Origin of the sequence: Luteibacter sp. UNC138MFCol5.1 (assembly GCF_900110505.1) — a bacterium.
Lineage (GTDB): Bacteria > Pseudomonadota > Gammaproteobacteria > Xanthomonadales > Rhodanobacteraceae > Luteibacter.
This window is the reverse complement of record NZ_FODZ01000003.1, coordinates 311,975-324,269: the sequence shown is the minus strand read 5'-3', so window position 1 is coordinate 324,269 and position 12,295 is coordinate 311,975. Positions and strand designations below refer to the sequence as shown.

Genomic DNA, 12,295 nt, shown 5'->3' with positions numbered 1-12,295 from the left:
GAGTGAACTGAATCATGAAAGCCACCGGTCATTTCGAGCAGGTGAAGGACGTCGATCCTCTCGTCGCGCTCAACGATCACACCCGCAGCCACATCGACCACTGGGTGTCCAAGTTCCCGCCGGATCGCAAGCGCTCGGCGCTGATCCAGTCGCTCATGGGCGCGCAGGAACAGAACCAGGGTTACCTCACCGATGAACTGATCACGGCGGTCGCGAAGTACCTCGACCTGCCGCCGATCTGGGCGTACGAAGTCGCGAGCTTCTACTCGATGTTCGAGACCACGCCTGTGGGCCGCAACAACGTCGCCATCTGCACCAACATCTCCTGCTGGCTCAACGGCGCCGAAGGCCTCGTCCGCCATTGCGAGAAGAAGCTCGGCATCCGCACCGGCGAGAGCACGGCCGACGGCCGTATCTACCTCAAGCAGGAAGAGGAGTGCCTGGCGGCATGCGCCGGCGCCCCGATGATGGTCGTCAACGGTCACTACCACGAGAAGCTGACGACCGAATCGGTCGACGCGATCCTCGACGGTCTGAAGTGAGGTAAGGGCAATGGCTAGCACTACCGGTCCCGTCGGACCCGCTCCGCAGGAACACCAGGTCGTCTACACGACCCTGCATTTCGAAAAGCCCTGGGCCCTCGAGAACTACGAGAAGGTCGACGGTTACAAGGCGTGGCGCAAGATCCTGGCCGAGAAGCCGGATCCGGCCGCGCTGATCGAAGAGATCAAGAAGAGCTCGCTGCGCGGTCGCGGCGGCGCAGGCTTCCCCACGGGCCTGAAATGGTCGTTCATGCCGCGCAACGCGCCGGGGCAGAAGTACATCCTGTGCAACTCGGACGAATCCGAGCCGGGCACCTGCAAGGACCGTGACATCCTGCGGTTCAATCCGCACGCGGTCATCGAAGGCCTGGCGATCGCGTGCTACTGCACGGGCTCGACCGTCGCCTACAACTACCTGCGTGGCGAGTTCCATCACGAGCCGTTCGAGCACATCGAAGAGGCGCTGAAGGAAGCCTACGCCGCGGGCCTGCTCGGCAAGGACATCGCCGGTTCGGGCATCGACGTCGACATCTACAACGCCCTCGGCGCCGGCGCGTACATCTGCGGCGAAGAAACCGCGTTGATGGAATCGCTGGAAGGCAAGAAGGGCCAGCCGCGCTTCAAGCCGCCGTTCCCGGCCGGCTTCGGCCTGTACGGCCGTCCGACCACGATCAACAACACCGAGACGTACGCCTCGGTGCCGGCCATCCTGCGCAACGGCGCGGAGTGGTTCCTCAACATCGGCAAGCCGAACAACGGCGGCCCGAAGATCTTCTCGGTCTCCGGCCACGTCAACAACCCGGGCAACTTCGAGATCAGGCTGGGCACGTCGTTCGCCGACCTGCTGCAGCTGGCCGGCGGCGTCCGCGGCGGCAACAAGCTCAAGGCGGTCATTCCGGGCGGCTCCTCGATGAAGGTGCTGCCGGCCGAGAAGATCATGGAATGCACCATGGACTACGACTCGCTGCAGAAGGCGGGTTCGGGCCTCGGTTCCGGCGCCGTGATCGTGATGGACGAGACGACCTGCATGGTCCGTGCCTGCCATCGCATCTCGCGCTTCTACAAGGCGGAGTCGTGCGGCCAGTGCACCCCGTGCCGCGAAGGCACCGGCTGGATGTACCGCGTGCTCTCGCGCATCGTGGAAGGCAAGGGCACGGAAGACGACCTGCATCGCCTGAAGGCGGTGGCCGGCCAGATCGAAGGCCACACCATCTGCGCGTTCGGCGAAGCCGCCGCGTGGCCGGTGCAGGGCTTCCTGTACCACTTCTGGCACGAATTCGAATACTACGTGAAGCACGGCCGTTCCATCGTGGACGGCCCGGCTGACACGGTCACCACTGGAGTCGCTGCATGAGTGCGCAGCCCGTAGCCAATGCCGCGCCGGACCTCGTCAACATCGAGATCGACGGCGTTCCGGTGCAGGTAGCCAAGGGGTCGATGATCATCCAGGCGGCGGACGCCGTCGGCATCCCCATCCCGCGCTTCTGCTACCACCGCAAGCTCCCGATCGCCGCCAACTGCCGCATGTGCCTGGTGGAGATCGAGAAGATGCCGAAGCCCGCGCCGGCCTGCGCCACGCCGGTGGGCGAGGGCATGAAGGTCTTCACGCGTTCGGACAAGGCGCTCAAGTCGCAGCGCAACGTGATGGAGTTCCTGCTCATCAATCATCCGCTCGACTGCCCGATCTGCGACCAGGGCGGCGAGTGCGAACTGCAGGACGTCTCCCTCGGTTACGGCCGTTCGGTGTCGCGCTACAACGAGCGCAAGCGCACCGTCGCCGACGAGAACATCGGGCCGCTGATCGCGACCGAGATGACGCGCTGCATCCAGTGCACGCGCTGCGTCCGCTTCACGAGCGAAATCGCCGGCACGTACGAACTCGGTGGCATGAGCCGTGGCGAGGGCCTGGAGATCGGTACCTACATCGGCAAGACGATCGAGAGCGAACTGTCGGGCAACATCATCGACGTCTGCCCGGTCGGCGCGCTGACCAACAAGCCGTTCCAGTTCCAGGCGCGCGCCTGGGAACTGATCGCGCGCCCTTCCGTCGGTTATCACGACGCGCTCGGCTCCAACCTGTGGATGCACACGCGTCGCGGTGAAGTGCTGCGCAACGTGCCGCGCGACAACGAGACGATCAACGAGTGCTGGCTCTCGGACCGTGACCGCTACAGCCACCAGGGCCTGTACGCGGCGGATCGCGTCAAGGCGCCGATGGTCAAGCGCAACGGCCAGTGGTCGACCACCACGTGGGACGACGCGCTGTCCGTCGCCCGCGAGGCGCTCAAGAGCGTCGCCGGTTCGGACCTGGGCGTGCTCGTGCACGGCGCCACCTCGAACGAGGAGGGCGAGCTCATCGTCCGTCTCGCGCGCGGCCTCGGCAGCGCGCACGTCGACCATCGCCTGCGTCAGCTCGACTTCGCCGACAACGCGTTCGCGAAGCCGTTCGCCTCGACCATCGCGTCGTTCGACACCGTGACGTCCGCGCTGCTCGTGGGCTCCGACCTGCGCCACGAGGTCCCGCTCCTCAACCACCGCATCCGTCAGGCGGTGAAGAAGGGCGCGAAGGTGTACGCCGTCAACCCGGCGCACTTCAACTTCAACTACCCGCTGGCCGGTGAGTCCGTCGCCGCGCCGCACGCGCTGGTGAACGAACTCCTCGTCCTGGCGAAGGCCGCCGGCGAGAACGGCGCGACCGTGCCGGAGTCGATCGCCGCCGCGCTCGCGGGCGTCGAGACCACCGACGCGCATCGCGACGCCTTCAAGGCGCTGTCGACCGACGGCGCGGTCGTGATCCTCGGCCAGGCCGCGGTCACGCATCCGGAAGCGTCGTGGCTGCGCGCCATCGCCCGCTTCATCGCGCAGGCCGCCGGCGCGGCGTTCAACGAGATCCCGGTCGGGGCCAACGCGCTCGGTCTCGCCTCGGTCGGCGTGCTGCCGACGGCGGGCGGTCTCGACGCGCGCGCCATGCTGGCGCAGCCGCGCAAGGGCTACATCCTCTACAACGTGGAGCCGCCGCACGACTTCGCCGACGGCGCGCTCGCGCAGCAGGCGATGCACTCCGCGCAGACCGTCGTCGCGTTTGCCGCCTATGCGAGCGACGCGCTGAAGGACTCCGCGGACGTCATCCTGCCGATCGGCCTCACCCCGGAAATCGACGGCACGCTGGTCAACGTCGAAGGCAACGCGCAGGCCGTCGTGGCCGGCGCGAAGGCGCCGGGCGAGGCACGCGCGGGCTGGAAGGTGCTGCGTGCGCTGGGCGGTTCGCTGGGTCTGCCGGGCTTCGAGTTCGACGACCTCGCGGGCCTGCGCGAGGGCCTCACGGAGCGCGCTTCCGAGGCTCGCGCGCAGCTGGCGACGCGTGCGTCCGGCGTGACGTTCTCGCGCCTGGCCACCACGCCGATCTACCGCGGCGACGCGGTGCTGCGTCGTGCCGGCGCGCTCAACGCGCATCCGCTGAACCGTCCGGCCGCCATCCGCATCAACGCGGACGACGCTGCCACGCTCGGCCTCGCCGCCGGTGGCAACGCCCGCATCGGCGACGCCGTCCTGCCGGTGGCGATCGATGCCGCGGTGCCCAACGGCGCCGCGTGGATCGAGGCCGCGCATTCCGAAACCGCGATGCTGCCCCCGTACGGCGCGGCCATCACCCTGAGCAAGGCGTAAACCATGGCCGATCAACTCTTCGACCACCTCTTGCTGCCGGTGCTCTTCATCCTGGCGATCGTGCTGCCGCTGGTCATCGGCGTCGCACTCTACGTCTGGTGGGAACGCAAGGTGCTGGGCTGGATGCACGTGCGCATGGGGCCCAACAAGGTCGGCCCCGCCGGCCTGCTGCAGGCCTTCGCGGACGTCGTCAAGCTGCTGCTGAAGGAAGTGGTCCTCCCGACCAACGCGAACAAGTTCCTGTACTACCTGGCGCCGATGCTGGCCCTGGTGCCGGCACTGTGCGCGTGGGCCGTGGTGCCCTTCAGCCCGGGCGTGGTGCTCGCCAACGTCAACGCCGGCGTGCTCTACCTGCTGGCCATGACCTCGATGGGCGTCTACGGCATCATCCTGGCCGGCTGGGCGTCCAACTCGCGTTACGCCATGCTCGGCGCCATGCGCGCCGCGGCGCAGGTGATCTCGTACGAGCTGGCGATGGGCATGTCCATCGTCTGCGTGCTGGTGCTGACGGGCAGCCTGAACCTGACGGCCATCGTCGACGCCCAGGCGGGCGGGGCGCTCAGCTGGTACTGGATCCCGCTGCTGCCGGTCTTCGTCATCTACTTCGTGTCCGGCGTGGCCGAAACCAACCGCGCGCCGTTCGACGTCGCGGAAGGCGAATCGGAAATCGTCGCCGGTTTCCACGTGGAGTACTCCGGCTCGCCGTTCGCGCTGTTCTTCCTGGCCGAATACGCCAACATGATCCTCGTGAGCTTCCTCGCCTCGATCCTGTTCGTCGGCGGCTGGCTCTCGCCGTTCCCCGAGTCGTGGGGCGTCCTCGGCCACGCCAGCTTCCTGTGGCTCTTCGCCAAGGTCTTCGTCTTCGCCTTCCTGTTCCTGTGGTTCCGCGCGAGCTTCCCGCGCTACCGCTACGACCAGATCATGCGTCTCGGCTGGAAGGTCTTCATCCCCATCACCATCGTCTGGGTCCTCGTCGCCGGCTGCATGAAGTATTTCGGCTGGGTCCACATCGGCACGGGAGCCTAAAGAGCCATGTCCCGCGTAACCCATTATTTCAAGAGCCTGCTGCTGCTCGAGCTGTTCAAGGGCATGGGCCTGACCATGCGCTACATGTTCAGCCCCAAGTACACGATGCGTTATCCCTTCGAGCACATCCCGAAGTCGAACCGCTTCCGTGGCCTGCATGCCCTTCGCCGTTACGCCAACGGTGAAGAACGCTGCATCGCGTGCAAGCTGTGCGAGGCCGTGTGCCCCGCGCTGGCGATCACCATCGACTCGGCGCCGCGCCCGGAAGACGGCCAGCGCCGCACGACGCGTTACGACATCGACCTGTTCAAGTGCATCTTCTGCGGTTTCTGCGAAGAGAGCTGCCCGGTCGACTCGATCGTCGAGACGCACGTGCACGAGTACCACTTCGAGCACCGTGGCGAGAACGTGGTGACCAAGGCCCAGCTGCTGGCCATCGGTGACCGCTTCGAGCAGGACATCGCCGCCGCCCGCGCGCAAGACGCGGCTTACCGCTGAGCGCACGGAGACCTACGCGATGAATACCGATCTGCTCCAACTCATCTGTTTCTACCTTTTCGGTGGGGTGGCCGTCATCGGCGCCCTGATGGTCATTGCCGTGAAGAACTCGGTCCACGCCGTGCTCTCGCTGGTGCTGACCTTCTTCAGCATGGCCTGCGTCTGGCTGCTGGCCGAAGCCGAGTTCCTCGCCATCGCCCTCGTGGTCGTCTACGTGGGCGCCGTGATGGTGCTGTTCCTGTTCGTGGTCATGATGCTCGACATCAAGCAGGAGGTCGTCCGCGAGGGCTTCATCCGCTACCTGCCGGTCGGCATCGTCGTGGCCGTGGTCATGCTGGTCGAGATGCTGGCGATGATCGGTGTTAAGTCGATGCATGCCCACACGCTGGGCCCCAATCCGGCGGGCGAGTCCAACGTGGCCTGGCTCGGCAAGGCGCTGTACACCGAGTTCCTGCTGCCGTTCGAGATCGCCGCGCTGATCCTCACCGTGGGCATCGTCGCCGCCGTTGCCCTGACGCTACGCCAGCGCCTTGGCGTCCGTCATCAGTCGGCGTCGCAGCAGGTCGTGGTCCAGGCCACCGACCGCGTCCGCGTCGTGAAGGTCCCGGTCGAACAGCCGGCCTCGGTCTCGCCGGCCCCGGTCGTCGCGCCCCCGCAGGAGAATGCCCCGTGATCACGCTTTCCCATTACATCGTCCTCGGCGCGATCCTCTTCTGTATCGCGGTCGCCGGACTCTTCATCAACCGCAAGAACGTGATCGTGCTGCTGATGGCGATCGAGCTGATGCTCCTGGCGGTGAACACCAACTTCGTGGCCTTCTCGCGCTTCTTCGGCGACGTCGGCGGCCAGGTCTTCGTGTTCTTCATCCTCACCGTGGCCGCGGCGGAATCCGCCATCGGCCTGGCGATCCTGGTCCTGCTGTTCCGCAATCGCAGCACGATCAACGTCGCCGAAATCGACAGCATGAAGGGTTGATCCGATGAGTCTCTCGCTTTCAATCCTGCTGACGATCGCGCTCGCACCGCTGGTGGGCTCGATCCTGGCCGGCCTCTTCGGCAAGCTGATCGGCCGGGCAGGGGCGCACACCGCGACCATCCTCGGTGTCGCCATCGCCTGCGGCCTGTCGTTCCACGTGCTCTACCAGCTCGTCTGGGGCGGCGCGCAGAACTTCAACCAGGACGTCTACACCTGGTTCGAGATCGGCAACTTCCACGCGTCGGTCGGCTTCATGGTCGATCGCCTCACCGCCATGATGATGGTGGTGGTCACCTTCGTGTCGCTGCTGGTGCACCTGTACACCATCGGCTACATGTCGGACGACCCGGGCTACCAGCGTTTCTTCAGCTACATCTCCCTGTTCACCTTCTCGATGCTGATGCTCGTCATGAGCAACAACTTCATGCAGCTGTTCTTCGGCTGGGAAGCGGTGGGCCTGGTGTCGTACCTGCTGATCGGCTTCTGGTACAAGCGCCCGACGGCGATCTTCGCGAACCTCAAGGCGTTCCTGGTCAACCGCGTCGGCGACTTCGGCTTCCTGCTCGGCATCGCCGCGATCCTCTTCTTCCTGAAGACGCTCGACTACCAGACCGCGTTCGACGCGGCGCCGACGCTGGTCGGCAAGACGCTGCAGATCACGCAGAACCACGCGTGGGATGCCGCCACCGTGATCGGCATCCTGCTGTTCATCGGCGCCATGGGCAAATCCGCCCAGGTCCCACTGCACGTGTGGCTGCCGGACTCCATGGAAGGCCCGACCCCCATCTCGGCGCTGATCCATGCCGCCACGATGGTGACCGCGGGCATCTTCATGGTCGCGCGCATGTCGCCGATCTTCGAGCTGACCGAGGGCGCGCTCTCGTTCATCCTCGTTATCGGTTCCACGACCGCCCTGTTCACAGGCCTCATCGGCATCGTGCAGAACGACATCAAGCGCGTGATCGCGTACTCCACGCTTTCGCAGCTGGGCTACATGACCGTCGCGCTGGGCGTGTCCGCCTATAGCGGGGCCGTGTTCCACCTGATGACCCACGCCTTCTTCAAGGCGCTGCTGTTCCTCGGCGCGGGTTCGGTCATCATCGGCATGCACCACGAGCAGGACATGCGCTACATGGGCGGCCTGCGCAAGTACATGCCGGTCACGTGGATCACGATGTGGATCGGCTCGCTGGCCCTCGCCGGCACGCCGTTCTTCTCGGGCTTCTACTCGAAGGACGCCATCATCGAGGCCGTCGGCGAGTCGCACCGCTGGGGCGCGAACTACGCATACTTCTGCGTGCTGGCGGGTGTGTTCGTCACTTCGCTGTACAGCTTCCGCCTGCTCTACATGACCTTCCATGGCAAGGAGCGCTTCACGGTGGAGCACAAGGCGCACGGCCACGGCCACGACGCCCATGCGGACCATCACGACGACGCGCACGACGACCATGGCCATTACACGCCGGGCGTCCTCGAGCACGCGCCGCACGAATCGCCCTGGGTCGTCACGGTGCCGCTGGTGCTGCTGGCCATCCCGTCGATCCTCATCGGCTTCTTCACCGTCGGCCCGATGCTCTTCGGCGACTGGTTCGGCAAGGCGATCCACGTCGACGAGGCGAACAACGTCCTGGGCGAACTCGCGCACGAGTTCCACGGCGCCTTCGGCATGGGCCTCCACGGTTTCACGGCCGCGCCGTTCTGGCTGGCGTTCGCCGGCTTCGCGGTGGCGACCTACGTGTACCTTTTCAACCCGACCGTCGCCGACAAGGCGAAGAGCGCGCTGAAGCCGGTGTACGAGGTGCTGAACCACAAGTACTGGATCGATGAACTCTACTTCGCGGTGTTCGCGAAGGGTGGCGTGAAGCTCGGCGAAGGCCTCTCGAAGGTGGGCGACGCCGCCATCATCGACGGTGCCATCGTGAACGGCTCGGCCGGCCTGGTGCAGCGCATCGCGAGCGGCACCCGCCGCCTGCAATCCGGATTCCTCTTCCACTACGCCTTCGCCATGATCCTCGGCCTCATCCTGCTTCTCGGCGGGTACTGGCTGATCGGGCAATAAGGGAAACGAGCTCTATGTCGAATCACTTGCTCAGCCTGCTGATCTGGCTTCCGGTCGTCGGCGCCATCCCGGTGCTGCTGGCCGGCGCCGGTCGCCCAGGCCTCGCCCGCTGGATCTCGCTCCTGGTCGCGGTCGCCACGTTCGCCGCCAGCCTGGCCCTCCTGCCTGCCTACGATGCCGCCACCGGCACGCTCCAGCTCTCGGAATCGATGAGCTGGATCCCGTCGCTGGGCATCAATTACTCGCTCGCCGTCGACGGCATCTCCGTCGCCCTGATCGTCCTCACCACCTTCGTCCAGATCCTGGTCATCGTCGGCGCGTGGGAAGTCATCCAGAACAAGCCGCACCAGTACATGGCCGCGATGCTGGTTCTCGAAGGCGCGATGGTCGGCGTGTTCTGCGCGACGGACGCGATGCTGTTCTACGTGTTCTTCGAAGCGATGCTGATCCCGATGTTCATCCTCATCGGTATCTGGGGCGGCCCGCGCCGCGTCTACGCGACGCTGAAGTTCTTCATCTACACGTTCTTCGGCTCGATCTTCATGCTGATCGGCCTGATCTACCTGTATCATAAGACCGGCGGCAGCTTCGCCATGTCGGACATGGCCAACGTCCACCTGACGATGACCGAGCAGACCTGGCTGTTCTTCGCCTTCCTGCTGGGCTTCGCGATCAAGGTGCCGATGGTGCCGGTGCACACCTGGCTGCCCGACGCCCACGTCGAAGCGCCGACCGGCGGTTCGGTGGTGCTGGCGGCCGTGATGCTGAAGATCGGTGGCTACGGCTTCCTGCGCTTCAGCCTGCCGATCACGCCGGACGCCTCGCACGAGTTCGCGTGGCTGATCATCGTGCTCAGCCTGATCGCCGTCTGCTACATCGGCTACATCGCGCTCGTGCAGCAGGACATGAAGAAGCTGGTGGCGTACTCGTCCATCGCGCACATGGGTTTCGTCACCCTGGGCATCTTCATGGGCTTCCTGCTGGTCCGTGAGACCAACGATCCGGATGCCGCGCGTCTCGGCATGCAGGGTGCGATGGTCCAGATGATCTCGCACGGCTTCATCTCCGGCGCGATGTTCAGCTGCATCGGCGTGCTCTACGACCGCCTGCATTCGCGCCAGATCAAGGACTACGGCGGCGTCATCAACGTGATGCCGGTCTTCGCCCCGTTCTACGTCCTGTTCGCCATGGCCAACAGCGGTCTGCCGGGTACGAGCGGCTTCGTCGGCGAGTTCATGGTCATCCTGGCCGCCTTCAGTGCCAATCCGTGGATCGCGCTGTTCGCCGCTTTCACGCTGATCATCGGCGCCGCGTACACGCTGTGGATGGTGAAGCGCGTCCTCTGGGGCGACATCACCAACAAGCATGTGGCGGAACTGAAGGACGTCAACGGTCGCGAGATCTTCATGCTGAGCGCGTTCGCCGCGGGCGTGCTGCTCTTCGGCATCTGGCCCGAACCGCTGGTCCACCTGATGGACGCCTCGGTCGCTCGTATCGTCGAGCAGCTGGCCATCACCAAAGTCTGATCGGGAATAATCATGCCGAGTATCAACGACATCCTGATCCTGCTCCCCGAGGTCTACCTCGTGGTCGCGGCCTGCGTGCTGCTCCTGCTGGATGCGTACCTCAAGCCGGGCCAGAAGGGCACGGTTCACTGGCTCTCCATCCTCGTGCTGCTGGTCGGCGCGTATCTGGTCGTCAGCGGGTCGCCGACGACGCCGGTCACCGCGTTCAGCGGCATGTTCGTCCGCGACGGTGTCGCGGAGGTGCTGAAGCTGTTCTCGCTGCTGATCACCGCGGTGATCTTCGTCTACGCGCGTCCGTACCTGAAGGAGCGGGCGATCCCGTTCGGCGAGTTCTACACGCTGACGATCTTCGCCACCGTCGGCATCATGTTCCTGGTGTCCGCCGGTAGCCTGGTCACCGTCTACCTGGGCCTCGAACTCCTGACGCTGTCGTCGTACGCCCTGGTCGCGCTCAACCGCGATTCGCGCCTGTCGTCCGAAGCGGCGATCAAGTACTTCGTTCTGGGCGCGCTCGCCTCGGGCATGCTGCTGTACGGCATGTCGATGGTGTATGGCGCCACCCACAGCCTCGATCTGCACGCGATCCACGCCGCGATCGTTGGCGCCGAGTGGAAGACGCTGCTGCTGTTCGGCCTGGTCTTCATGATCGTCGGCATCGGCTTCAAGCTCGGCGCGGCCCCGTTCCACATGTGGATCCCGGACGTCTACCAGGGCTCGCCGACCGCCGTCACCGTGTTCATCGGTTCGGCGCAGAAGCTGGCCGCGTTCGGCATGGCCTACCGCCTGCTGTCGACCGGCATGGGCGACATCGCCGGCGGCACGTCGGGTCTCGCGCCGCAGTGGCAGCTGATGCTGGCCGTGCTCGCGGTCCTGTCGCTCGCGATCGGTAACCTCGTCGCCATCGTGCAGACCAACCTGAAGCGCCTGCTGGCTTATTCGACCATCTCGCACATGGGTTACCTCCTGCTCGGCCTGGTGAACGCCGGTCCGGAGGGCTATTCGGCCGCGATGTTCTACGCCGTGAGCTACGCGCTGACCAGCGCCGCCGCGTTCGGCATGATCCTCGTGCTCTCGCGCTCGGGCTTCGAGTGCGAGGAGATCGACGATCTGCGTGGCCTGAACCAGCGTTCGCCGTGGTTCGCCTTCATGATGCTGCTGGTGATGTTCTCGCTCGCCGGCGTGCCGCCGCTGTTCGGCTTCTTCGGCAAGCTGCTGGTCCTCAAGGCCGCCGTCGACGCGGGCATGTTGTGGCTCGCCATCGTCGGCGCCGTCGCGGCCATCATCGGTCTCTACTACTACCTGCGCGTGGTCAAGGTCATGTACTTCGACGCGCCGGCCGAAGGCACCGACGTCCGCGCCACCGCCGATGCTCCGGCCCGCTGGGTGCTGTCGATCAACGCCCTCGCGCTGCTGATCCTCGGCTTCACGTGGGCACCGCTCCTGGCCTGGTGCCAGCGCGCGTTCGGCGGCTGATCGATCCGCCAATGTCGAAAAAGGGGGCGCCGCGAGGCGCCCCCTTTTCGTTTCATCCTCGCCGAAACCGCAAGCGCGAGAGTCCCAGCACCCACACCGTCGTACCGGCGCACGCCGGTATCCACGGCCTCGGTTCGCGGTTTTCGCGACATGCCACACGCCGGAAACGTCACCGCGACAACCGATCGTCTCGCCGTGGACCCCGGCGTGCGCCGGGGTGACGAGCCGGAGAGTTGCGGCACCCGCTACGTCATGCCGGCACAAGCGGAACGTCGCGGCACCCCTCACCGTCATACCGGCGCACGCCAGTATCCACGGCCTCGGTGCACGGTTTTCGCGGTGGGCCACACGCCGGAAACGTCACCGCGACAACCGATCGTCTCGCCGTGGACGCCGGCGTGCGCCGGGGTGACGAGCCGGATAGTTGCGGCACCCGCTACGTCATGGCGGCACAAGCGGAACGTCACGGCATCCCTCACCGTCATACCGGCGTACGCCGGTATCCACGGCCTCGGTGCACGGTTTTCGCG

The 12,295-nt window shown here is 65.7% G+C and carries 10 protein-coding genes; all 10 read left to right on the top strand.

All coding sequences use genetic code 11. The features are described 5' to 3' along the window. The first annotated feature begins 14 nt into the window (after positions 1-14). Genes nuoE through nuoN form a run of 10 tightly spaced genes read left to right on the top strand, consistent with a single transcriptional unit; the run spans position 15 to position 11,765 of the window. Positions 15-542: an NADH-quinone oxidoreductase subunit NuoE gene (gene nuoE, locus BMY69_RS09845; protein ID WP_090054179.1), complete on the top strand. Its 528-nt coding sequence runs from the start codon at positions 15-17 to the stop codon at positions 540-542. A gap of 10 nt (positions 543-552) precedes the next feature. Then, positions 553-1,896 (top strand): NADH-quinone oxidoreductase subunit NuoF, encoded by a 1,344-nt coding sequence (nuoF, locus tag BMY69_RS09840; RefSeq protein WP_090177632.1) that lies wholly within the window; start codon positions 553-555, stop codon positions 1,894-1,896. Next, the gene (gene nuoG / locus BMY69_RS09835; RefSeq protein WP_090177629.1) at positions 1,893-4,208 is read left to right on the top strand and encodes an NADH-quinone oxidoreductase subunit NuoG; all 2,316 of its coding nucleotides are present in this window, start codon (positions 1,893-1,895) and stop codon (positions 4,206-4,208) included. The genes nuoF and nuoG overlap by 4 nt, the downstream gene beginning before the upstream one ends. A 3-nt stretch (positions 4,209-4,211) precedes the next feature. Continuing rightward, on the top strand, positions 4,212-5,234 hold the full coding sequence (nuoH, locus tag BMY69_RS09830; protein ID WP_090054173.1) for an NADH-quinone oxidoreductase subunit NuoH: 1,023 nt from the start codon (positions 4,212-4,214) through the stop codon (positions 5,232-5,234). Positions 5,235-5,240: 6 nt separating this feature from the next. After that, positions 5,241-5,732, top strand: a complete 492-nt coding sequence (gene nuoI, locus BMY69_RS09825) for an NADH-quinone oxidoreductase subunit NuoI (protein ID WP_090054171.1) — start codon at positions 5,241-5,243, stop codon at positions 5,730-5,732. Positions 5,733-5,751: 19 nt separating this feature from the next. Next, positions 5,752-6,405, top strand: a complete 654-nt coding sequence (locus BMY69_RS09820; protein WP_090177625.1) for an NADH-quinone oxidoreductase subunit J — start codon at positions 5,752-5,754, stop codon at positions 6,403-6,405. Beyond that, on the top strand, positions 6,402-6,707 hold the full coding sequence (gene nuoK / locus BMY69_RS09815; RefSeq protein ID WP_036112219.1) for an NADH-quinone oxidoreductase subunit NuoK: 306 nt from the start codon (positions 6,402-6,404) through the stop codon (positions 6,705-6,707). The genes BMY69_RS09820 and nuoK overlap by 4 nt, the downstream gene beginning before the upstream one ends. A gap of 4 nt (positions 6,708-6,711) precedes the next feature. Next, positions 6,712-8,766, top strand: a complete 2,055-nt coding sequence (gene nuoL / locus BMY69_RS09810) for an NADH-quinone oxidoreductase subunit L (protein WP_090177624.1) — start codon at positions 6,712-6,714, stop codon at positions 8,764-8,766. 14 nt (positions 8,767-8,780) lie between these two features. After that, positions 8,781-10,292, top strand: coding sequence for an NADH-quinone oxidoreductase subunit M (locus BMY69_RS09805; protein WP_090054165.1), 1,512 nt, complete (start codon positions 8,781-8,783; stop codon positions 10,290-10,292). Positions 10,293-10,304: 12 nt separating this feature from the next. Continuing rightward, positions 10,305-11,765 carry an NADH-quinone oxidoreductase subunit NuoN gene (gene nuoN, locus BMY69_RS09800; RefSeq protein WP_090177620.1) on the top strand — a complete coding sequence of 487 codons (1,461 nt, stop codon included), beginning with the start codon at positions 10,305-10,307 and terminating at the stop codon, positions 11,763-11,765. Positions 11,766-12,295 lie beyond the last annotated feature (530 nt).